Source organism: Rheinheimera sp., assembly GCF_965283995.1.
Lineage (GTDB): Bacteria > Pseudomonadota > Gammaproteobacteria > Enterobacterales > Alteromonadaceae > Pararheinheimera.
Genome location: NZ_CBDIQG010000001.1, coordinates 3,381,287 through 3,403,191, shown reverse-complemented (window position 1 = coordinate 3,403,191; position 21,905 = coordinate 3,381,287). Strand labels below are relative to the sequence as shown.

17 protein-coding genes, 2 tRNA genes and 3 rRNA genes are annotated in these 21,905 nt (G+C 49.9%); 7 read left to right on the top strand and 15 right to left on the bottom strand.

From position 1 onward, the window contains the following. Nucleotides 1–35 precede the first annotated feature (35 nt). The 7 genes from ACQ66Q_RS15240 to ACQ66Q_RS15210 all read right to left on the bottom strand — a co-directional run bounded on the left by ACQ66Q_RS15240 (nucleotide 36) and on the right by ACQ66Q_RS15210 (nucleotide 8,497). Nucleotides 36–950, bottom strand: coding sequence for a histone deacetylase family protein (locus ACQ66Q_RS15240; RefSeq protein ID WP_430457584.1), 915 nt, complete (start codon nucleotides 948–950; stop codon nucleotides 36–38). Nucleotides 951–954: 4 nt separating this feature from the next. Further along, on the bottom strand, nucleotides 955–2,817 hold the full coding sequence (locus ACQ66Q_RS15235; RefSeq protein WP_430457583.1) for a GNAT family N-acetyltransferase: 1,863 nt from the start codon (nucleotides 2,815–2,817) through the stop codon (nucleotides 955–957). A gap of 621 nt (nucleotides 2,818–3,438) precedes the next feature. Next, nucleotides 3,439–3,553, bottom strand: a 5S ribosomal RNA gene (rrf, locus tag ACQ66Q_RS15230). 82 nt (nucleotides 3,554–3,635) lie between these two features. Then, nucleotides 3,636–6,518, bottom strand: a 23S ribosomal RNA gene (locus tag ACQ66Q_RS15225). Between the two features lie 202 nt (nucleotides 6,519–6,720). Beyond that, nucleotides 6,721–6,796: transfer RNA gene (locus ACQ66Q_RS15220), tRNA-Ala, on the bottom strand. Between the two features lie 13 nt (nucleotides 6,797–6,809). After that, a tRNA-Ile gene (locus tag ACQ66Q_RS15215) sits at nucleotides 6,810–6,886 on the bottom strand. Nucleotides 6,887–6,972: 86 nt separating this feature from the next. After that, nucleotides 6,973–8,497, bottom strand: a 16S ribosomal RNA gene (locus ACQ66Q_RS15210). The 16S, 23S and 5S rRNA genes sit together here with 2 tRNA genes alongside, the layout of an rRNA operon. Nucleotides 8,498–9,139: 642 nt before the next feature. Here ACQ66Q_RS15210 and ACQ66Q_RS15205 point away from each other — a divergent pair. Then, complete coding sequence (locus ACQ66Q_RS15205; protein ID WP_430457582.1) at nucleotides 9,140–9,637, top strand: RNA recognition motif domain-containing protein; 498 nt, start codon at nucleotides 9,140–9,142, stop codon at nucleotides 9,635–9,637. On the opposite strand, the gene murI is transcribed toward ACQ66Q_RS15205, so the two are convergent. Continuing rightward, nucleotides 9,638–10,432: a glutamate racemase gene (murI, locus tag ACQ66Q_RS15200; RefSeq protein WP_430457581.1), complete on the bottom strand. Its 795-nt coding sequence runs from the start codon at nucleotides 10,430–10,432 to the stop codon at nucleotides 9,638–9,640. Nucleotides 10,433–10,561: 129 nt separating this feature from the next. On the opposite strand from murI, the gene trmA reads away from it, so the two are divergent. Then, nucleotides 10,562–11,656 (top strand): tRNA (uridine(54)-C5)-methyltransferase TrmA, encoded by a 1,095-nt coding sequence (trmA, locus tag ACQ66Q_RS15195; RefSeq protein WP_430457580.1) that lies wholly within the window; start codon nucleotides 10,562–10,564, stop codon nucleotides 11,654–11,656. Between the two features lie 6 nt (nucleotides 11,657–11,662). On the opposite strand, the gene fabR is transcribed toward trmA, so the two are convergent. Next, a complete protein-coding gene (fabR, locus tag ACQ66Q_RS15190; protein WP_430457579.1) occupies nucleotides 11,663–12,271 on the bottom strand; it encodes an HTH-type transcriptional repressor FabR in 609 nt (202 codons plus the stop codon). Nucleotides 12,272–12,375: 104 nt separating this feature from the next. Between fabR and ACQ66Q_RS15185 the strand changes: the two genes are divergently transcribed. Beyond that, the gene (locus ACQ66Q_RS15185) at nucleotides 12,376–13,521 is read left to right on the top strand and encodes an acyl-CoA desaturase (protein ID WP_430457578.1); all 1,146 of its coding nucleotides are present in this window, start codon (nucleotides 12,376–12,378) and stop codon (nucleotides 13,519–13,521) included. A gap of 113 nt (nucleotides 13,522–13,634) precedes the next feature. Beyond that, nucleotides 13,635–15,062 (top strand): Si-specific NAD(P)(+) transhydrogenase, encoded by a 1,428-nt coding sequence (gene sthA, locus ACQ66Q_RS15180; RefSeq protein ID WP_430457577.1) that lies wholly within the window; start codon nucleotides 13,635–13,637, stop codon nucleotides 15,060–15,062. 62 nt (nucleotides 15,063–15,124) lie between these two features. Here sthA and ACQ66Q_RS15175 read toward each other — a convergent pair whose 3' ends face one another. From ACQ66Q_RS15175 to nudC, 4 genes are all read right to left on the bottom strand, one after another. Further along, nucleotides 15,125–16,174 (bottom strand): alkene reductase, encoded by a 1,050-nt coding sequence (locus ACQ66Q_RS15175; RefSeq protein ID WP_430457576.1) that lies wholly within the window; start codon nucleotides 16,172–16,174, stop codon nucleotides 15,125–15,127. 10 nt (nucleotides 16,175–16,184) lie between these two features. Further along, the gene (locus ACQ66Q_RS15170) at nucleotides 16,185–16,490 is read right to left on the bottom strand and encodes an ArsR/SmtB family transcription factor (protein ID WP_430457575.1); all 306 of its coding nucleotides are present in this window, start codon (nucleotides 16,488–16,490) and stop codon (nucleotides 16,185–16,187) included. A gap of 172 nt (nucleotides 16,491–16,662) precedes the next feature. Continuing rightward, nucleotides 16,663–17,736: a uroporphyrinogen decarboxylase gene (hemE, locus tag ACQ66Q_RS15165; protein WP_430457574.1), complete on the bottom strand. Its 1,074-nt coding sequence runs from the start codon at nucleotides 17,734–17,736 to the stop codon at nucleotides 16,663–16,665. 243 nt (nucleotides 17,737–17,979) lie between these two features. Continuing rightward, nucleotides 17,980–18,777 (bottom strand): NAD(+) diphosphatase, encoded by a 798-nt coding sequence (gene nudC / locus ACQ66Q_RS15160; RefSeq protein WP_430457573.1) that lies wholly within the window; start codon nucleotides 18,775–18,777, stop codon nucleotides 17,980–17,982. A gap of 146 nt (nucleotides 18,778–18,923) precedes the next feature. On the opposite strand from nudC, the gene rsd reads away from it, so the two are divergent. Beyond that, complete coding sequence (gene rsd, locus ACQ66Q_RS15155) at nucleotides 18,924–19,412, top strand: sigma D regulator (protein WP_430457572.1); 489 nt, start codon at nucleotides 18,924–18,926, stop codon at nucleotides 19,410–19,412. Nucleotides 19,413–19,501: 89 nt separating this feature from the next. On the opposite strand, the gene ACQ66Q_RS15150 is transcribed toward rsd, so the two are convergent. After that, complete coding sequence (locus ACQ66Q_RS15150) at nucleotides 19,502–20,272, bottom strand: FKBP-type peptidyl-prolyl cis-trans isomerase (RefSeq protein ID WP_377248682.1); 771 nt, start codon at nucleotides 20,270–20,272, stop codon at nucleotides 19,502–19,504. A gap of 99 nt (nucleotides 20,273–20,371) precedes the next feature. Here ACQ66Q_RS15150 and ACQ66Q_RS15145 point away from each other — a divergent pair, with 99 nt between their 5' ends. Continuing rightward, nucleotides 20,372–21,358 (top strand): WD40 repeat domain-containing protein, encoded by a 987-nt coding sequence (locus ACQ66Q_RS15145; RefSeq protein WP_430457571.1) that lies wholly within the window; start codon nucleotides 20,372–20,374, stop codon nucleotides 21,356–21,358. Next, nucleotides 21,355–21,588, top strand: a complete 234-nt coding sequence (locus ACQ66Q_RS15140) for a SlyX family protein (RefSeq protein WP_430457570.1) — start codon at nucleotides 21,355–21,357, stop codon at nucleotides 21,586–21,588. The genes ACQ66Q_RS15145 and ACQ66Q_RS15140 overlap by 4 nt, the downstream gene beginning before the upstream one ends. Nucleotides 21,589–21,604: 16 nt before the next feature. Here the strand turns inward: ACQ66Q_RS15140 and ACQ66Q_RS15135 are convergent, their stop codons facing one another. Next, nucleotides 21,605–21,811, bottom strand: coding sequence for a YheV family putative zinc ribbon protein (locus ACQ66Q_RS15135; protein ID WP_377248691.1), 207 nt, complete (start codon nucleotides 21,809–21,811; stop codon nucleotides 21,605–21,607). Nucleotides 21,812–21,905 lie beyond the last annotated feature (94 nt).

The window sequence follows — 21,905 nt, the reverse complement described above, 5'->3', positions numbered from 1 at the left end:
ATTGTAATGCATGCGCACGTCAGGCAGAAATTTTGTTATAACCAGGCTTTTAACATAGCAACGACTGATCGCCCCAGGGCACTATGGGCATAACCACCTTCAAGGCAAGCGACGATGCGGCCATTGGCGCTGCGATTGGCAATCAGCTTCAACTCACCAGCAATCCAGGCATAGTCGGCTTCCTGCCATTTTAGGTTAGCCATATCGTCTTCATAGTGAGCATCAAAACCAGCAGATACCAGGACCAGTTCTGGTCCAAACGCCTCAATTTTATCGAGCCACTTCGTTGTCACCCCATGCCGGAACGCGGCACCATCCGAGCCAGCTGCAAGAGGCAACTTCAGGATGTTTCGGGTTTCAGTCAGGTCCGGATGTGGATAAAACGGATATTCAAATGAAGAGCAAAACAGGATGTGCGCGTCGTCTTTGACAATTTGTTCCGTACCATTGCCATGGTGCACGTCAAAGTCGAGGATCAACACCCGCGATAACTGATATTGCTGTAATGCATACTTCGCTGCGATGGCTATATTGTTAAAGAAACAGAAACCCATCGCCTGTGCGCGTTCCGCATGATGACCCGGCGGCCGGATCGCACAAAAAGCTTGAGCATTATCGCGTTGCATCACCCAATCCACTGCATTAATCGCCGCGCCTGCGGCCAACCGGGCCGCTTCCAGTGATCGATTCATCATGGCCGTATCATCATCGAGCCACACTGAGCCCTCTGTTGGATTTTTCGCAATGACATGACGGATATAAGCTTTATCATGCGCAAGAGCCAGCTGGTCATCGGTAGCTGAAGTTGCCGTTTGGTGGCTGATAGCGTAATCCAGACCCGAACTGAGTAGCTGGTCAAAAATCGCATGTAGCCGCCCGGGTTGCTCGGGATGGTCTGATCCTAAGTTATGTTTATTGCAGGCCGGATGGCTAAAAATCACCATTGACATATAACTATTGTCCCATTGATTCAGTTGCCGGCTCAGCTTGCAACGTCAGTTGCAGATTCACTTCATCCGGTTCTTCACTACGTATCCGCTTGAAACCAGCTCGTTCAAACACGGTTAGCATAGGTTTATTTTCAGCACGAACATAGGCGACCATAGTCGCAATGCCGCGGATCCGGGCGATGTTAATCATCTCCTGCAGTAAGATAGTGGCCATCCCTTTTCCCTGATGGCGTTCACGGGTAACAAATGCGACTTCGCAACTGTTATTGCTTTCAATCAGGTAATAACGACCTACCGCCTGGATTTCCAGTACAGATCCGTGCTGACGCACGATACATAGCGCCAGGTCCCGGGACTGATCGACACTGACCAATGAGCATGATTTCTCCCTGCTCAGTTGTTTAGGGTGATGGTTGTATCGCAACAACAGTGTTTCTTTGGTATGGGAATAGAAGAATTCCTGCAGGCGACGCTCGTCAGCGGGATTTAGCGGCCTCAAATCAAACGCCTCTCCGCCTATGTGCAGGATTTTCAATCCGACATCACCAAGCTCAGGCACATCCATCGGCCGCATCACCTGATAGTTAGGTACCCAATAATGCTTACGGACTTCGTCCAGCAATGCGGGTCTGAATTTTGGATGGGCCACCCGGATCAGCTCAAGTGCCCTTTCGCGGATACTTTTGCCACGAAGGGAAGCAACGCCATATTCAGTAACGACATAATGCACGTGACCACGTGAGGTAACGACCCCACTGCCCTCAGAGATCGTTGAGACGATGCGGGAGATAGTGCCGTTTTTTGCTGTTGATGGCAGCGCAATAATCGGTTTACCGCCCTTACTCATCGATGCACCACGACTGAAATCAACCTGTCCGCCAATTCCGCTGTAGAACTGATAACCCAATGAGTCAGATACAACCTGGCCCGTTAAATCAACCTCCAGTGCACTGTTAATCGACACCATATTATCGTTGCGGGCGATATTGGTTGGGGAATTGACATATTCACTTGGATAAAACTCGACATGAGGATTTTGGTTCACAAAATCATAGAGTTGCTGTGAGCCAACCGCGAAACTTGTTACGGTCTTGCCGGGATGAAACGTTTTTTGGCTGTTGTTAATGACACCTTTTTTCATCAAATCAATAATGCCATCACTTATCAGCTCACTGTGGATGCCTAAATTTTTATGATTCCCCAGATATCTCAATACTGCTTCCGGGATTTTCCCCGTACCAATTTGGACTGTTGCCCCGTCTTCAATCAGCATCGACACATACTGACCAATCCGTTCAATTCGTTGCTCAAATCCTACAGGTGGCACTTCCGGTAATGGCTGTGACTGCTCAATCGAAGCAGTAATTTTACTGATATGAACATACGCATGGCCGCTGGTACGTGGCATCAGAGGGTTAAACTGAGCAATTACTTTTTTTGCATTGCGGATCGCAGCAGATACCACATCTACCGAAACCCCAAGGGAACAGTATCCATACTCATCTGGCGGACTCAGCATCACCAGTGCAGCATCGAGTGGCAGAATATTTGAACTGAACAAAGCCGGAATTTCTGACAGGAAACAAGGTGTGTAGTCGGCACGGCCTTCTGCCACTGCAGCCCGAATTTTCTGGCCTGCAATAAACAGTGTATTGACTTTAAACAGGTCTTTGTATTGTGGTTCAACCCATTTTTCATCTGAAATCGTCTGAATATGCACGACTTCAATGTCATGCAGCTGATTTGCATTGGCAATTAAATCATCAATTAGAGCATTCGGAACCGCGGCATTGGAACCGATAAATATCCGATTACCCGATTTGAGTAATTGACCCCAATCCAGAGGAGCGTTTGGCTGTTTTTCCATCTGTGTAGCTTGAGAAGATTCTTTGCGATCAGTATTGCGCGACCGGGATTTTAGCATTTGATCTGCAACAAAAAGATTGAACTAGAGGCAGTCTAGAATGCATTGAAACGATTGGCTATCAGACTTTTAGCGCGATCAACGAGGAACTTGCTAGCTGAGGTGACGGCGCATCAGCATAATCATGAAGGAAAGCTTTTTAAGGGGCATTAAAAGTGTTTTGATGTCCCGATTATATGACGAGTTGCGACAGATAGTTTGTAGCCGGTAAAGCACAAATCCTCATTGTACCAACCAGTTCAGAACATTTTATCGGACTTCCATTGCAAAATTGTTAAGTGGGCCTCTTGGCTTTATTGTGAGCCTTGATATCCCTCGCAGAGCGAGGGATTGTTCACCGTGTGTCGGGCAATCACGTAAAGAACTGTTTGCGTTCTGCAATTCAACACCGCGGCTTCGTGGGAGTCTGCACCCTCGCGGAGCTCTAGTGTGTTCAGCCCGAGCAAAGCCAAACTATTGGCTTTGCTAATTCCGGTCTTCACTGTACTACTCTGCGCTCAGTAAACCGCCGGATTCTAAATACAAAAAACCCCGCTCTCTGAGCGGGGTTCTTTTGTATTGGGAGCCTGGCGGTGTACTACTCTCGCATGGCAACTGCCACACTACCATCGTCGCAGCTGCGTTTCACTTCTGAGTTCGGAATGGATTCAGGTGGTTCCACAGCGCTATTGCCACCAGGCAAAAACTGTTTGTCTGTCTTTAACTAAGTAAGCTGATCATTCGTTTCACAACAACATGCGCTAAAACAACTTGGGCGTTGTATGGTTAAGCCTCTCGGGCAATTAGTATGAGTTAGCTTAACGTGTCACCACGCTTCCACACCTCACCTATCAACGTTGTGGTCTCCAACGACCCTTATGTGTGCTCAAGGCACAAGGGATGACTCATCTCTTGGCCGGCTTCCCGCTTAGATGCTTTCAGCGGTTATCCGTTCCGAACGTAGCTACCGGGCAGTGCCATTGGCATGACAACCCGAACACCAGCGGTTCGTTCACTCCGGTCCTCTCGTACTAGGAGCAACTCCAATCAATCATCCAACGCCCACGGCAGATAGGGACCGAACTGTCTCACGACGTTCTAAACCCAGCTCGCGTACCACTTTAAATGGCGAACAGCCATACCCTTGGGACCGACTTCAGCCCCAGGATGTGATGAGCCGACATCGAGGTGCCAAACACCGCCGTCGATATGAACTCTTGGGCGGTATCAGCCTGTTATCCCCGGAGTACCTTTTATCCGTTGAGCGATGGCCCTTCCATACAGAACCACCGGATCACTAAGACCTACTTTCGTACCTGCTCGACGTGTCTGTCTCGCAGTTAAGCTGGCTTCTGCCTTTGCACTAACCGTACGATGTCCGACCGTACTTAGCCAACCTTCGTGCTCCTCCGTTACTCTTTAGGAGGAGACCGCCCCAGTCAAACTACCCACCAGACACTGTCCGCAGTCCCGATTAGGGACCTACGTTAGAACATCAAACATACAAGGGTGGTATTTCAAGGACGACTCCATCAGAACTGGCGTTCCAACTTCATAGTCTCCCACCTATCCTACACATGTAGGGTCAATGTTCAGTGCCAAGCTATAGTAAAGGTTCACGGGGTCTTTCCGTCTAGCCGCGGGTATACGGCATCTTCACCGCAATTTCAATTTCACTGAGTCTCTGGTGGAGACAGCCTGGCCATCATTACACCATTCGTGCAGGTCGGAACTTACCCGACAAGGAATTTCGCTACCTTAGGACCGTTATAGTTACGGCCGCCGTTTACCGGGGCTTCGATCAAGAGCTTCGCTTGCGCTAACCCCATCAATTAACCTTCCGGCACCGGGCAGGTGTCACACCCTATACGTCCTCTCTCGAGTTTGCAGAGTGCTGTGTTTTTAATAAACAGTTGCAGCCAGCTGGTCACTGCGACTCTCCGATGCTTACAGAGCAAGTCTTTCACATTAGAGAGCGTACCTTCTCCCGAAGTTACGGTACTATTTTGCCTAGTTCCTTCACCAGAGTTCTCTCAAGCGCCTTGGTATTCTCTACCTGACCACCTGTGTCGGTTTCGAGTACGGTCAACAGTACCTGAAGCTTAGAGGCTTTTCCTGGAAGCGTAGCATCAGCAACTTCACCACCGTGGTGGCTCGTCTCGTATCTCAGCATTAAGGAACCGGATTTACCTAATCCCTCTGCCTACGTACTTTCACATGGACTACCAACGCCATGCTTGCCTAGCTTTCTCCGTCCCCCCATCGCAGTACTGTCGGTACGGGAATATTAACCCGTTTCCCATCGACTACGGCTTTCGCCCTCGCCTTAGGGGCCGACTTACCCTACCCTGATTAGCATGGGATAGGAACCCTTGGTCTTCCGGCGGGGGAGTTTTTCACTCCCCTTATCGTTACTTATGTCAGCATTCGCACTTCTGATACCTCCAGCAGACTTCACAATCTACCTTCGCAGGCTTACAGAACGCTCCTCTACCACTTGCACATAATGCAAGTCCACAGCTTCGGTGCATGGTTTGAGCCCCGTTACATCTTCCGCGCAGGCCGACTCGACTAGTGAGCTATTACGCTTTCTTTAAAGGGTGGCTGCTTCTAAGCCAACCTCCTAGCTGTCTATGCCTTCCCACATCGTTTTCCACTTAACCATGACTTTGGGACCTTAGCTGGTGGTCTGGGTTGTTTCCCTTTTCACGGCGGACGTTAGCACCCGTCGTGTGTCTCCCGAGTAGTACTCATTGGTATTCGGAGTTTGCAAAGGGTTGGTAAGTCGGGATGACCCCCTAGCCTTAACAGTGCTCTACCCCCAATGGTATTCGCTCGAGGCGCTACCTAAATAGCTTTCGAGGAGAACCAGATATCTCCCGGCTTGATTAGCCTTTCACCCCTATCCACACGTCATCCCCTAATTTTTCAACATTAGTGGGTTCGGTCCTCCAGTTAGTGTTACCCAACCTTCAACCTGCACATGGATAGATCGCCGGGTTTCGGGTCTACGCCTTGCAACTATTCGCCCAGTTAAGACTCGGTTTCCCTACGGCTCCCCTATTCGGTTAACCTCGCTACAAAACGTAAGTCGCTGACCCATTATACAAAAGGTACGCAGTCACCCCACAAGGAGGCTCCCACTGCTTGTACGTACACGGTTTCAGGTTCTATTTCACTCCCCTAACAGGGGTTCTTTTCGCCTTTCCCTCACGGTACTGGTTCACTATCGGTCAGTCAGGAGTATTTAGCCTTGGAGGATGGTCCCCCCATGTTCAAACAGGATGTCTCGTGTCCCGTCCTACTCGTTTTCATTCATAACAACGCTTCGTGTACGGGGCTATCACCCTGTATCGCTCATATTTCCAGATGATTCCACTGCATTGCTATCAACTTAAGGGCTAGCCCCCTTTCGCTCGCCGCTACTAAGGGGATCTCGGTTGATTTCTTTTCCTCGGGGTACTTAGATGTTTCAGTTCTCCCGGTTCGCCTCGTATGACTATGTATTCATCATACGATAGTGTGTAAACACACTGGGTTTCCCCATTCGGACATCTGTGAGTCTAACGTCTCTTACCGACTTCTCACAGCTTTTCGCAGGTTAGCACGTCCTTCATCGCCTCTGACTGCCAAGGCATCCACCGTGTACGCTTAGTCACTTAACCATACAACCCCAAATTGTCTTCGGTTCGTATGTTGTTGTGAGTAAGGTTCACAATAAAATTGTTGACCTTATTTATTACTTTCTATCAGCTTACCTAATTGTTAAAGAGCAGTATGAGCGTAAAGCTCAAATCACAACACACCGTGGTGCATTCTGATTTGAACTCAAACAGTTGTTTTCTTCGCTTATGATTTCACAAGGAATGGTGGAGTTAAGCGGGATCGAACCGCTGACCTCCTGCGTGCAAGGCAGGCGCTCTCCCAGCTGAGCTATAACCCCATACAGGCGATATTGGTTGGTCTGAGTAGACTCGAACTACCGACCTCACCCTTATCAGGGGTGCGCTCTAACCACCTGAGCTACAGACCAGCCGTAACCGCAATGGGTCTTACTGTTTGCTCTACATGACAATCAATCATCTGTGTGGACACTTCGTTAAATCTGTTCGCTTTTGGTAAGGAGGTGATCCAACCCCAGGTTCCCCTAGGGTTACCTTGTTACGACTTCACCCCAGTCATGAATCACAAAGTGGTAAGCGCCCTCCCGAAGGTTAAGCTACCTACTTCTTTTGCAACCCACTCCCATGGTGTGACGGGCGGTGTGTACAAGGCCCGGGAACGTATTCACCGCAACATTCTGATTTGCGATTACTAGCGATTCCGACTTCACGCAGTCGAGTTGCAGACTGCGATCCGGACTACGATATGCTTTAAGAGATCCGCTCACTGTCGCCAGCTTGCCTCCCTCTGTACATACCATTGTAGCACGTGTGTAGCCCTACTCGTAAGGGCCATGATGACTTGACGTCGTCCCCACCTTCCTCCGGTTTATCACCGGCAGTCTCCCTAGAGTTCCCGACATAACTCGCTGGCAACTAAGGATAAGGGTTGCGCTCGTTGCGGGACTTAACCCAACATTTCACAACACGAGCTGACGACAGCCATGCAGCACCTGTCTTACAGTTCCCGAAGGCACCAAAGCATCTCTGCTAAGTTCTGTAGATGTCAAGAGTAGGTAAGGTTCTTCGCGTTGCGTCGAATTAAACCACATGCTCCACCGCTTGTGCGGGCCCCCGTCAATTCATTTGAGTTTTAATCTTGCGACCGTACTCCCCAGGCGGTCTACTTAATGCGTTAGCTGCGCTACTCACGGTACAAGACCACGAACAGCTAGTAGACATCGTTTACGGCGTGGACTACCAGGGTATCTAATCCTGTTTGCTCCCCACGCTTTCGCACCTGAGCGTCAGTGTTGTGCCAGGGGGCCGCCTTCGCCACTGGTATTCCTCCAAATCTCTACGCATTTCACCGCTACACTTGGAATTCTACCCCCCTCTCACACACTCTAGTTTTCCAGTTTCAAATGCAATTCCCAGGTTGAGCCCGGGGCTTTCACATCTGACTTAAAAAACCGCCTACGTGCGCTTTACGCCCAGTAATTCCGATTAACGCTTGCACCCTCTGTATTACCGCGGCTGCTGGCACAGAGTTAGCCGGTGCTTCTTCTGCGAGTAACGTCAAAATTAGCAGCTATTAACTACTAACCCTTCCTCCTCGCTGAAAGTGCTTTACAACCCGAAGGCCTTCTTCACACACGCGGCATGGCTGGATCAGGCTTGCGCCCATTGTCCAATATTCCCCACTGCTGCCTCCCGTAGGAGTCTGGACCGTGTCTCAGTTCCAGTGTGGCTGATCATCCTCTCAAACCAGCTAGGGATCGTCGCCTTGGTGAGCCATTACCCCACCAACTAGCTAATCCCACGTAGGCGCATCCGATAGCATGTGGCCCGAAGGTCCCACACTTTGGTCCGTAGACATTATGCGGTATTAACAGTCGTTTCCAACTGGTATCCCCCTCTATCGGGTAGCTTCCTACGCATTACTCACCCGTCCGCCGCTAGGTCCGAAAACCCCGCTCGACTTGCATGTGTTAGGCCTGCCGCCAGCGTTCAATCTGAGCCATGATCAAACTCTTCAATTAAAAGTTTTTTGCTGCCGAAACAGCTGCTCAGTTTACTGACTAAATAAATTGACTATATAGTCACTCAACTGAAGATTTATTCGTATCATGCGATACATCTTCAACGAGTGCCCACACAGATGATTGATTGCTAATTGTTAAAGAGCGTGCTTCGACTTCGAAGCGGGAGGCGTATCTTACACTTCCCAGATTTTAAGTCAAGCAGAGAAATTTACTATTTAAATAAACTACTCTGCTCAACCTACTTACTTGCCTCACTTGCGATTTCGAGGCTTTCACCCCAACCTCGCTGCGAGGCGGCCATTTTAGTCAGTTTTTAATTCGTGTCAAGCGTCTTTTTATCGACTATTTTTCACTTTTCAAACTTACCCGGCGTTCTGCGTTTCGCTTCACCCCGTCGGCATGGCGCGCATTATAGGTCGTTTTAAATCTCGCGCAAGACTAAATTTGAGAAAAGTTACGCTTTTGCGATCGTTCGGACAAATAAGCCGCAAAACGTGCATTTTCCAAACAAAAACTCCCATTTTACAACCGCTTAGTTGCTTGGCATCCTGCCAACTACTGGTTAAGATGCTGATTGACTACTATAAGTAGAAAGCTTTCTTTGTATTTACTCACCTTTTGCAGAATCAGGAATTCCATATGTTGCCAAGTTTAAGATCCTCACTGCCATTTACCCTGGCACTCGCTATTATCACTTATCTCGTTTTCAGCTTTGTACTGAGCAGTCTGACTTTAGATACACCGACCGCAGTAACTCTTGGAGTAGTACTAGCCGGTGTTCTGGTACCTATGCTGGTCGAACTGAAACCACTTGAGTCTACAGGGACCACTGCGGCGCCTAAAGCAGTCACAGTGACTGCGTCTGGCCCTTCGGTCACGCTGTATGTTGGCAACCTGCCATATAAAGCTAACGAAGAAGCGGTACGGGAGCTGTTCCAACAATCCGGCGTAGTAATAAACGTTCGGTTGATGAAAGATCGCCAGACTGGTCGCCGCCGTGGTTTTGGTTTTGTTGAAGTCGCAGCGAAAGATGCAGGCAAAGTGATTCAGAAACTCAACGACTTTGAATACGAAGGTCGTACATTAAAAGTGCGTGAAGCGAAAGAACGCCAGGACAACGATGACAGTGATGAATAACTAAGCTGTTAATGCCGGGATTGACCAATATTCGTATTGGTCAAAACCAAGTTCTGTCACACGTTGCCTCTGTCGCGCATCCAGTACACCACTACTTATATATAAGTGGTGATAATCGTCAGGCTGATTTGGTGTCTCTGGTAACCGCCCGATTAATGTAGTAACCCGTCTCGCAATGGCATCTGCAGTGTCCAGTAATGTGGTTTGCGGCAGACAATGATTGAGCTCAGCCGCCAGAAATGGGAAATGGGTACATCCCAAAACCAACGCTTCTGGTTGTTCTGACAAAATACCCAACCCTTTCAGCTCTGCCTCAACCTGTACCTGTATATTCTGCTGATACCAGACCTTCTGCTCAGCCAGACGTACCAGCTCACTGGACCCCGCCGTTCTCACAACACAAGCTGACGCGAACTCGGCAATCAGTCCTTTGAGATAATCACTACGGCAAGTTGCAGGTGTCGCCAGTACGGTAAAACCTTGCTGGCAAAATTGTGCTGCCGCGGGTTTAATCGCCGGCACCGTCCCGACAAAAGGCACGTTGAATTGGGTCCGTAATAAAGCAACCGCCTGCGTCGTTGCGGTATTACATGCAATGACAATCAAATCAGCCCCTTTATCCAGAAGCAATGCGGACAACTGTGCCAGCCGCGCCTGAATAAAGGTTTCGGATTTTTCGCCATATGGCAGATAGAAGTTATCCATTACATATATATAGCTGGCTGGCACTTTGGCACGAACCGCTGCCAAAATACTGAGCCCGCCAACACCGCTGTCGATAAATCCAATCCGCATGCTTACTCCTGCCATCTGCGGCCGTTATTTTGCCAGAAGCCACGTTATGACAACAGCACAGACAACGCTATTTGGTTTCTATGCAAAAAGTCTCTAAAATGTGCGGCCCTTTTGTTCTGAGACCACATCATGCAACCAGGTCAGGTTTATCCGACGCAATATGCACAACTACTGGCCGACAAAGCCAACGACGTCCGTCAGCTGTTCAGTGCTTTTGCCATGCCGCAACCGCAGGTATTTGCCTCAGCACCACAACATTACCGTTGCCGCGCTGAATTCCGCGTCTGGCATGAAGGCGATGACCTGTACCACATCATGTTTGACCCAGAAACCAAAACACGCCACCGCATTGATTATTTCCCGGTGGCAATCAAAACCATCGCCGATTTTATGCCTCGGCTGATAGAGGCGATAAAACGTCGCCCTTTATTACGCAACCGTTTGTATCAGATTGATTATCTGTCAGGTCTCAGCGGTGAATTGCTGGTATCGCTGATTTATAAAAAACCGGTGCCACCCGAATGGGCCGATGAAGTCCGGCAATTAAAAGCGGAACTGTGCACTGACCATCCGCTTGATTTCATTGGACGGGCACGAAAACAGAAGATCCTGATCGACCGCGATTTCATTACCGAACAATTGCAAATTGAAGATCGCCAGCTCAGTTACCAGCAGGTGGAGAATAGTTTCAGTCAGCCCAATGCTGCCGTGAATCAACAGATGCTGAGTTGGGCCTGTCAGATCAGTAAACAGCTCAGTGGCGATTTACTGGAACTCTACTGCGGCAATGGCAATTTTTCGCTGGCACTCGCGCCTTATTTCCGTCAGGTCGTCGCGACTGAATTGTCGAAAGTATCGATTAAATCAGCTGAGCTGAATATCCGGCAAAATCAGATCACTAATGTGCAGGTGCTGGCCATGTCGGCAGAAGATGTCAGTGCTGCGCTGGCGCAAGGCAATGCATTGAAACAGCTCGATTTAACGGGGCTGGCACTGAATACCATCTTAGTCGACCCGCCGCGGGCCGGTCTGGACCCGGCGACAGTACAACTGGTCAGCCGCTTCGAAGACATCCTGTACATTTCCTGTAATCCGGCGACGCTGGCAGATAACCTGCAAACCCTGACTCAAACGCACGACGTCCTGCAGTTCGCGTTCTTTGATCAGTTCCCGTACACCCATCATATGGAGTCTGGCGTCTGGCTACGGCGGAAAACTGCGTAACGAAAGTCAGTCTTTTGGCCGGCGGCCATAACCGGCAGCGCCGTGGGCCAGCCAACGTAACTGCACAATAGTGCGCAAGGTGATCTGTACCCGGGTTTCCGGGCTGGCGTCGAGAGCATCGGCGCCGGCGTGGAACACTAAAGTCACCATCGCTTCGGCCTGCATCTGGGCATATTCGTCCGGGCAGGCAGTTTCTTTACGCAGGTAATCCGCCAGTTCAGCACAGAAATGCTGGATCTCGCGGGCGACAGCGCGGCGAAATGCCGCTGAAGTGCCCGAGCGTTCACGCAGCAGCAGCCGGAACACGTTACTGTTGCCGACCACAAATTCCATAAAGGTCTCGATCGACGTGCGGATCACACTGCCGTTTTTTTCAATGCGGTTCCGCGCTTGTCGCAATAATTGTCGCAACATCAATCCGGCTTCATCCACCAGCGTTAACCCCAGTTCATCCATATCGGCAAAATGCCGGTAAAACGACGTCGGAGCGATACCGGCTTCCCGCGCTACTTCACGCAGGCTCAGGCTGGAAAAACCTTTGTCAGGGCTTAACTGGGCAAAAGCGGCATCAATAATAGCGCGGCGGGTTTTTTCTTTTTGCTGGGCTCTCGACACTGGTGTTACCTGTTAACTGATACGGCAAAACGTCATTTTATACCTTGACCGCGCCTCAATGCACAGTAAAATTAGCTTACAGTTGTAAGCCTAAAGTACCTATCATGGAAAAAGAACCTCTCATCTGGACCAACGTGCTGTTATTCAGCCTGACCTTTGCGGTCGCCGCCATCGGCGTACCGGTCTACGCCGTGCTGGTTGGTTTCAGCTGGACCGAAATCATCGCAACGATTCTTTGTCTGGGGTATTGCGGCATGTCGATCACGGCCGGATATCATCGATTGTGGGCACATAAAACCTATGATGCGCATCCGCTGCTGCAATGGTTTTTCGCCATTGGCGGCGCTTTTGCTCTACAAAACAGTGCATTGCACTGGTCTTCCGATCATCGGGTGCATCACAAATTTGTCGATCAGAATGACAAAGATCCCTATTCCGCTAAAAAAGGTTTTTGGTACAGCCACATCGGCTGGATGCTGCGTGAATATCAGGCGCAGCGTTACCATGATTACAGCAATGTGCGTGACCTGCAAAACAACAAAATCGTGATGTGGCAGCACAAAAACTACCTGCTGCTGACCGTGCTGACCAACTTCGGCATTCCATTATTGCTGGGCGTACTGACCGGCAGCATTGTTGGCATGTTATTGAGTGTTGGCGTGCTGCGCCTGGTACTGAGCCATCACTTCACTTTCTTTATCAATTCGTTGGCGCACATTTGGGGTAAACAGCCATACACTGATCAGAATACTGCCCGCGACAACGGCTGGCTGGCGTTCGTCACTTATGGTGAGGGATATCATAATTTCCACCATATTTTTGAATTCGATTACCGCAATGGCATCCGTTGGTGGCATTTTGATCCAACCAAGTGGTTGATTAAAGGCTGCTCGTTTATCGGGCTGACCCGCAATCTAAAAGTGTGCCCGGAAGATAAAATCGTCAAAGCCAAAGCCCTGATGCAGCTGAAACGGGCGCAAGCGCGGGCTATTCAATTGCAACTACCGGATGCTGAACAGTTGTTGCAGAAAATGGAACATGAGTATGCGTTATTGGTCGAGCGGATGCAGGCTTACTACGACTCACAGAAGCAGCTATTGCAGCAGAAGAAAGCCGGTTTTCAGCAGAAAAAAGACCAGCTTATGCAAAGTTATAACGACTTTGACTTGGGCAAACACTGCGCTGAGTTAAAGCAAAACTGGCAGCTACAGCAGCGTCAATGGCAGTTGTTTATCAGCCAATATGCCTAAGCTCAGGTAAAATAAGTAGAAAAGCCGACAGAAGTCGGCTTTTCTACTTCTGCTCCCTGAATTTCAGCTGCTATTATCATCGCATCGCGAGCAGGTAACAGGCGGAAATTCAGGTGTCCAATAAAAAGTCTACAACTCACACGCAAGAACAATTCGACTACGATGCAATCATCATCGGCACAGGTCCCGGTGGCGAAGGTGCCGCGATGAATCTTGCCAAAAGCGGCAAAAAGGTCGCGGTGGTAGAACGTCATACGCAGGTCGGCGGTGGTTGCACACACTGGGGAACCATTCCTTCCAAAGCGTTACGCCACTCAGTCAGCCGGTTTATCGAATACAATGATAACCCTTTGTTTCAGATGGATAACCAATCATCCAATCTGACCTTCCCGCAAATTCTGAAACATGCAGCTGGTGTGATCCGCAAACAAGTGCGGCTGCGCAGCAGTTTTTATGATCGGAACCGCGTCGAAGTTTTTGCCGGCGACGCCTCTTTTGTCGACAAACATCATATAAAAATAGTACCACCAACGGGTCCGGAGCGCGTGATCAGCGCACAGACCATAGTGTTAGCGGTGGGTTCAAGGCCTTACCGCCCGGCCAACGTCGATTTTAACCACCCGCACATATTTGACAGCGACACCATTTTATCGCTGAGCGAAGATCCACGTCATATCATCATCTTTGGTGCTGGCGTGATCGGCTGTGAATACGCATCGATTTTCCGCGGTTTAGGCGTGCGGGTTGATTTGGTCAATACTCGCGATCGATTGTTGTCTTTTATGGACGCTGAGATTTCGGATGCCTTGAGTTACCACTTCTGGAATTCCGGTGTGACTATTCGCCATGGTGAGGAATTTGAGTCGATTGAAGGCTTGAATGACGGCGTCATTTTGCATCTGCAATCCGGCAAAAAAATGAAAGCAGACTGCATTCTGTTTGCCAACGGTCGTACCGGCAATACCGATGCATTGAATCTGGAGGCGGTTGGCCTGAAAGCGGATAGCCGTGGCCAGCTTAAAGTGAATGAAAACTATCAGACCACCGTCGACAATATCTATGCGGTCGGTGATGTGATCGGCTATCCCAGTCTGGCCAGTGCGGCTTATGATCAGGGCCGCATCGCCGGCAACTCGATTATTCACGGTCACTGTGACACCCGGCTGATCGACGATATTCCGGTTGGTATTTACACCATTCCGGAAATGAGTTCAGTCGGTAAAACCGAACAGCAGCTCACTGCAGCAAGGATCCCATACGAAGTAGGCCGCGCCCAGTTTAAGCATCTGGCACGGGCGCAGATCGCCAACACCAGTGTTGGCAGCCTGAAACTGTTGTTCCATCGGGATACCAAAGAGATTCTGGGTATTCATTGTTTTGGTGAACGCGCGGCGGAGATTGTCCATATCGGTCAGGCCATTATGATGCAGAAAAATGGCGGCAATAATGTCGAGTACTTCGTCCATACCACGTTCAATTACCCAACTATGGCCGAAGCTTATCGGGTCGCAGCGATGAATGGGTTAAACCGTTTGTTCTGATTAGGCTGAGTTGCAGAGCAAAACGCCGGCAGTTGCCGGCGTTTTACTTTTTCGCAATCAAATTACAGCGTTGGATAATCGGTATAACCAACCGGGCCTTTGCCGTAAAACAGTTCTTTGCGGGGCGGATTCAGCGACGCATCGGCCGCAAGCCGCGCCGGCAAATCTGGATTCGCAATAAACGGGATGCCGAATGCAATAGCATCCGCTTTTCCCTCTGCCAGCCACTGATTGGCGGTCACTTTGTCAAACCGTTCATTGGCAATCACCACACCGCCAAAAAATTGCTTGAGCAGCGGCGTCAAACTGTCTGCAGCCGCATACTCACGCGTCGAGATAAAAGCAATACGACGTTTGCCCAGCTCAGTGGCTACATAACCAAAAGTCGCCGTTGGATTGCTATCAGCCATGTCATGGGCATCCATTCTTGGCGCCAGATGCACGCCGACCCGGCCAGCCCCCCAAACGTCAATACAAGCGTCTGTCACTTCAAGCAGCAAGCGCGCCCGGTTTTCCACCGAGCCACCGTATTGATCATCACGTAAATTGGTACTGTCCTGCAGGAACTGGTCAAGCAAATAACCGTTTGCGCCATGAATATGCACACCGTCAAAACCTGCAGCTTTGGCGTGGATCGCCGCCTGACGGTAATCAGCAACAGTGGCCGCTATTTCATCGAGGCTCAATGCACGTGGCGTGACAAAATCCTGCACTGGCCGCACTAAACTGACATGGCCGGCCGGACGCACGGCACTCGGCGCCACCGGTGTAGCGCCATCCAGATAGAGTGGCGCCGAGACCCGGCCAACATGCCACAATTGCAGAAAGATGCGGCCGCCGGCGCTATGCACAGCATCTGTGACCAGTCGCCAGCCGGCAACCTGCGCATCAGACCAAATCCCCGGCGTATCCGGATAGCCAACTCCAAGTGCATTCACAGATGTAGCTTCACTGAGGATCAGGCCGGCACTGGCGCGTTGCAAATAATATTCAGCCATCAACGCATTTGGTACCCGGCCGTCGTCGGCGCGACAGCGCGTCAATGGGGCCATCACAATTCGGTTTTGCAGCGTGATATCACCCAGCTGCAGTGGGTCAAAAAGATTAGGCATGGTTGCTCCGTTAAAGCTGTTGTTGCAAGCGGGCCAGAAATTCGGCAATGGCAGCCTCGTTGCGGGAGAAAAAATTCCACTGACCCACTTTTCGGCTGCTGACAAAACCAGAGCGTTGCAAAGTGGCCAGATGCGCCGAGACTGTCGATTGCGACAATCCGGTTTTTTGATCAATTTTACCGGCACAAACGCCCAGTGACAGCGGATGATCCTGATCGGCAAAATACAACTCAGGTTGCTTTAGCCAATGCAGAATGTCCCGCCGCACCGGATGTGACAGCGCTTTAATCATGTCGTCGATTTCAGTTGAGCTCATCTGTCCATATCCATATATCGCGATAAATCGAAACATATATCGAGATAAAACGATATGCAAATAACTTTGCTGATATGGTGAAAAATAAGCGGTGACCAGAGACGGTGTAATTGCAGCAACAAAAAGCAAAAAGCCAGTCGAATGACTGGCTTTTCTGTTTATTTACAATCGCTTAGATATTGTTATCGAGGTGATAAGTGCGGCTGAATGACTGCACAGCTTCAATAAAAAATTTAACTTTTTCCGGATCAACATCAGGAGTAATGCCGTGGCCCAGGTTGAAGACATGACCAGAACCCTGGCCATATCCGTCCAGAATTGCCTGAACTTCTAAGCGCATGCGTTCTGGCGTACCCAGCAAAAATGCCGGGTCCATATTGCCCTGTAATGCCACTTTGTCACCGATACGCTGACGTGCTGAACGAATATCGACGGTCCAGTCCAGGCCAACTGCATCACAGCCTGTGGCGGCAATTTCTTCCAGCCACAAACCACCGTTTTTGGTGAATAACGTGACTGGTACTGGCGTGCCATCGACTTGACGCGTCAACCCGTCGACGATTTGCTGCATGTAACTTAAAGAATATTCACGATAAGAATTAGGCGTCAGTACCCCACCCCAGGTATCAAAAATCATCACAGCCTGTGCACCGGCGGCGATTTGGGCGTTCAGGTACAAGATCACACTTTGCGCCAGTTTATCCAGCAGGATATGGATAACTTCCGGCTCCGAATACATGATTTTTTTGATTTTTGAGAAGGTTTTGCTGCTACCGCCTTCCAGCATATAAGTCGCCAGCGTCCACGGACTGCCGGCAAAACCGATCAACGGCACTTCGCCATTCAGCTCGCGGCGGATAGTGCGTACCGCATCCATCACGTAGCGCAATTCAACTTCCGGATCTGGAATCGGCAGTTGCACCACGTCCATAAAATCGCTGAGTTGTTTGGTGAATTTCGGACCTTCACCTTCACCGAAATACAAACCCATGCCCATAGCATCGGGAATGGTCAGGATATCGCTGAACAGAATTGCGGCATCCAATGGGTAGCGACGCAGCGGCTGCAATGTGACTTCACAGGCCAGTTCCGGATTTTTACATAACGACATGAAGTCACCGGCCTGGGCACGGGTCGCCCGATACTCTGGCAAATAACGTCCGGCCTGACGCATCATCCAAATCGGCGTGCGATCAACTGGTTGTTTTAAAAGGGCTCTTAAGTACCGATCGTTTTTTAGCTGCATCTTTGCTCTACCGTCATACTGAGTTCTGTCATTCTAGCAGCAACGCTGCCAGCACACTATCTTTGCAATTTAATGAAAATAATTCTGTTTTTCTGCATTTCTACACTTGCCAGCCTTGCAGACGATTTGGTATAAAACTGGCGCGCTAGTGAAGAAAATTACAACGAAGAGCCCGATTATACGGGCCCGCAACTTAAACTTAAGCCACAATTGTGGCTTTTTTATTTGGTTTTGCCAGTATTTTTACTGAGCTTTATCAAACTCTTGCTGCAAATAACGGATCATCTGACCCGACAGCGTCTGTTCTGGTGGTATTTCAGGCAATTCATTTAGTCTGAACCAGTCTGCCTCGGCAATTTCGTCTTCCTGACAAACAATCTCCCCACCGACATAATCTGCATAAAAACCCATCATCAGCGAATGCGGAAATGGCCAGGGTTGACTGCCGGCATAACGTAAATGACCAATCTGGACACCCACTTCTTCTGCCACCTCCCGCACAGCGGCCTGTTCCAGCGTTTCGCCGGATTCCACAAAACCAGCGAGGATCGAAAAAAAACCTGGTTTATGCCGGCTGGAACGCGCTAACAGGATCTGGTCGTCTTTGCGAATGGCCACCAATACACAAGGCGAAATACGCGGATAAGCGCGATGGCCACACTGATGGCATAACATCGCTAACTCCCAACTAACCAATCGCATCGCACAACCACACTGCCCGCAATAGCGATGGGTTTGGATAAATAACGCCAGCTGGGTAGCTCTTGCCGCCAGCTCAAACCAGTGTGGCTCGGGATGAACGAGCAACATGCGGGCGTTTTGCCACAGTTCTGGCTCAGTCAGTTGGTCCTGATACACCGCCAGCACACATGGATGTTGTTGCCACTCGCCAATCTGACAGAGCTGTTCTGGTTCAGACAAACCAAGATCCGCCCAATGACCAAATGGTATCTGCGCTTGTGGCAACCATAACTTACCCTGGCACACGACAAACCAATGAGCCTGTGGCACACTGCTCAGGGTCAGACTGTGTTTCAACATGTGTATACCCTTTTGAAACAAGAAGAAGAACCATGCCATGATAACGGCACAGACTGCACCGACCAATGAAAAAATGTGTTGATCTTTATTGCAGAATTCTTTTTATTAGCAATATCAGACAGGTTAAGATTTACAAGGAACCGCTTATGTACAACCGGCTACAGAGTGCCCGGCAGCAATGGGGAGGCTCTCTGACAGCGATTGATAACTGGCTGGAAGAGCGGCAGCAACTCATCGTCTGTTATTGCAAACTCGCTGCATTACCCCCTTTTGACAAACAAAACGCAGACCAGCAGTTGCCTGAACAGCAACAAATTCAGCATTTTTGTCAGCTGCTGATGGATTATTTGTCGGCAGGTCATTTTGAAGTTTATGACCAGATCGTATCGCAATGTGCGATCAATGGTGCGCACAGCAAGTCACTGGCGGAAGCTTTGTGCCCTAAAATTGCAGCATCGACCGATCTGGCGCTGGAATTCAATGATAAATTTGCCGATGAAAGCGCAGGTCAGACACTGACTGCATTTGATGCAGATTTATCTCAACTGGGACAAGCGTTGGAAGAACGCTTTAGCCTGGAAGATGAACTAATTCAGACGTTATTCCTGAAACATACCCAAGGCGTCTCCGCCTGAATTGCATGGCAAAATGCGATTCGTGATGTTGCAGTAAAGAAAAAGCCGGCATTGCCGGCTTTATTGCGTTTTATAGGGTGTCGCAATCACTACTTTTTTTCAGCTTCGCCTGCTGGCGCGGCTTCAGGAGCAGTAATACCAACCAGCTCAACTTCGAACACCAGTACGCTGTTCGCCGGGATTGGACCCATGCCATTCTCGCCGTAAGCCAGCTCTGACGGCACAGTGAACTTGAACTTAGAACCAACGCCCATCAGCTGAACACCTTCAGTCCAACCTTTGATCACGCGGTTTAACGGGAATTCGATTGGTTCGCCGTTGTTGTTTTTCTCGGTGCTGTCAAACTCAGTACCGTCAGTCAGAGTGCCTTTGTATTTCACTTTGACTGTGTCTTCAGCTTTTGGCTTGGCGCCGTCTGCCGCAGTGATCACTTCATATTGCAGGCCAGATGCAGTGGTAGTTACGCCAGCTTTTTTGGCGTTTTCAGCCAGGAAAGCAACACCTTTGGCTTTAGCTTCTTCCGCTTTGGTTTTCGCCATTTCAGCTTGTTTGTTGCGGAATTGCTCATCCAGTGCAGTCAAAATTTTCTGAACTTCTTCTTCAGCCAGCGCTGGTTTACCACCGCCTGCTGCATCCTGCACACCGCGCAGGATCAACGCTGCATCCAGTGTCAGGTTTAATTTTTTATGTTCTTCAACCGCATTGTTCAGGTATTTACCGGCAGACAGACCCAGTGCATAAGACTGTTTGGCGCTGTCGGTATCAAGCTTTGGTGCAGCTGGTTCAGCAGCTTCTTTCTGACAGGCCGACAATGAAATCAGGGCGGCGGCGATCAGTGACACCTTCGTTGCTACGCGCATTTTACTCTCCAAATAAACTGCAGACTTCACTGCAAAATTGTGTTGTGATAAACAGAAAGGACTACCCTTCAACCACGGCTATACTACAGGCTTGTGCGGATGACGTTAACACTTAGATCTAAATATCTGGCCGTTTTTCTCAGCTTTTGGCTGGTAAGCTGCACAGAAGTTCCCAAAGATTTGCTCCGGCAACAGGCGATCAGCGCGGAAGGTACAGTTGCAGGCGCTATCAGCCAGACCAGCCAGTTACTCGCGGTTAGCAGCCTTACCTCTGGAATTGTGATTTGGGATACCAACACTTCGAAGGCAAAATTCCGCCTGAGCCATGGCGATCCAACCCAAAACCTGGTCACACACCTGGTATTCAGTGCCGACGGCAAATATCTGCTCAGTGCCGATCCCGCTAACGCGGCGCTTTGGGATATGCAGGATGGGAAGAACCTTGGCTTCTGGGCTATGCAGTCGGGCGTCACCATCCGCGACATTGCCGTGTCAGACTTCGGCCGCCACCTGCTGATTGGCCAAAGTGATGGCAAAATTCAGCATATCACGTTGAAAAGTGGTCGCCGGCTCGAGTTTCAAGGTCATAGCGAGAACATCAATGCGGTCGCGATTTCACCGAATGGTCGTTATGCTTTGACCGGCAGCAGCGACCTGCATAGCTACTTCTGGGATACCGACAGCGCGCAAATCCTGCAAAGTATTTCACATCCAAACCGGGTCACCCGGGTTGCTCTTGACCCACAAGGCCGCTTTCTGTTTAGCGCAGACAGCCTGCAACAGGCACAGATCATCGAGTTGAAAACAGGCCGATTGCTCAGCCGGTTGCAGTTAGATCGTGGCCGTGTCTTTAGTACGGCACGCTTTAGCAGTGACGGCAAATGGCTGCTGACCGGTTCGCCATCCCAGCGCGTGACCATCTGGAACGTGCAGACCGGTCAAAAAGTCAAAGATTGGACCGTCAGTCCATCACCATATGCCAAACCACCGGGCGCAGTGGTGTATGATGTCGCCCTGCTTAATAACGGGCAGGTGCTGACCCTGAGTTCCAGTGGTCTGGCCGAATACTGGGAGTTCAAACCATGACAAACACTCACGACAGTCATGAGCAGTTGCAGCAGCAAGTGTTCGAACTGGAAAGCAAACTGGCTTTTCAGGAAGACACCTTGCAGGCATTAAATAATGAGTTATTGGAACATCAGCGTCGTATCGAAAAACTTCAGCGCCACGTCCTGATCCTGGCTGAAAAACTGCAGGGTAGCAGTGACAGCGGTATTTTGCGCACTGATGAAGAACCGCTGCCGCCGCATTATTAACGACGGCAGCTCAGCATTATTCCGGCTTAAAGACACCAATGACAGTCTCAGCCGGCCGGGATGCCTTCTCGACAGCCGCTCCCGGCTGAGCCATCTGATATCCACAATGCACACATTCTACTTTCTCGACGTTGTTATCCAGAAACAACATCATGGTATCGGTGGCTTTGCACTTCGGGCAGCTGGCCCCGGCGATAAAACGCTTTTTTTTCCGGCTTTGCATCAGTTTCTGTGTCTCCGCTGAGGGAAAACCACGGCAATACTTGGTTTGCCGGGCCTTTCCGATTACATTAGCAGCCTCTTCCGACGGGTATGGT

Coding starts and splice junctions, on each gene's coding strand:
- ACQ66Q_RS15240 (WP_430457584.1), bottom strand. CDS start 950: ATGTCAATGGTGATTTTTAGCCATCCGGCCTGCAATAAACATAACTTA.
- ACQ66Q_RS15235 (WP_430457583.1), bottom strand. CDS start 2,817: ATGGAAAAACAGCCAAACGCTCCTCTGGATTGGGGTCAATTACTCAAA.
- ACQ66Q_RS15205 (WP_430457582.1), top strand. CDS start 9,140: ATGTTGCCAAGTTTAAGATCCTCACTGCCATTTACCCTGGCACTCGCT.
- murI (WP_430457581.1), bottom strand. CDS start 10,432: ATGCGGATTGGATTTATCGACAGCGGTGTTGGCGGGCTCAGTATTTTG.
- trmA (WP_430457580.1), top strand. CDS start 10,562: ATGCAACCAGGTCAGGTTTATCCGACGCAATATGCACAACTACTGGCC.
- ACQ66Q_RS15185 (WP_430457578.1), top strand. CDS start 12,376: ATGGAAAAAGAACCTCTCATCTGGACCAACGTGCTGTTATTCAGCCTG.
- ACQ66Q_RS15175 (WP_430457576.1), bottom strand. CDS start 16,174: ATGCCTAATCTTTTTGACCCACTGCAGCTGGGTGATATCACGCTGCAA.
- ACQ66Q_RS15170 (WP_430457575.1), bottom strand. CDS start 16,490: ATGAGCTCAACTGAAATCGACGACATGATTAAAGCGCTGTCACATCCG.
- hemE (WP_430457574.1), bottom strand. CDS start 17,736: ATGCAGCTAAAAAACGATCGGTACTTAAGAGCCCTTTTAAAACAACCA.
- nudC (WP_430457573.1), bottom strand. CDS start 18,777: ATGTTGAAACACAGTCTGACCCTGAGCAGTGTGCCACAGGCTCATTGG.
- rsd (WP_430457572.1), top strand. CDS start 18,924: ATGTACAACCGGCTACAGAGTGCCCGGCAGCAATGGGGAGGCTCTCTG.
- ACQ66Q_RS15150 (WP_377248682.1), bottom strand. CDS start 20,272: ATGCGCGTAGCAACGAAGGTGTCACTGATCGCCGCCGCCCTGATTTCA.
- ACQ66Q_RS15145 (WP_430457571.1), top strand. CDS start 20,372: ATGACGTTAACACTTAGATCTAAATATCTGGCCGTTTTTCTCAGCTTT.
- ACQ66Q_RS15140 (WP_430457570.1), top strand. CDS start 21,355: ATGACAAACACTCACGACAGTCATGAGCAGTTGCAGCAGCAAGTGTTC.
- ACQ66Q_RS15135 (WP_377248691.1), bottom strand. CDS start 21,811: ATGCAAAGCCGGAAAAAAAAGCGTTTTATCGCCGGGGCCAGCTGCCCG.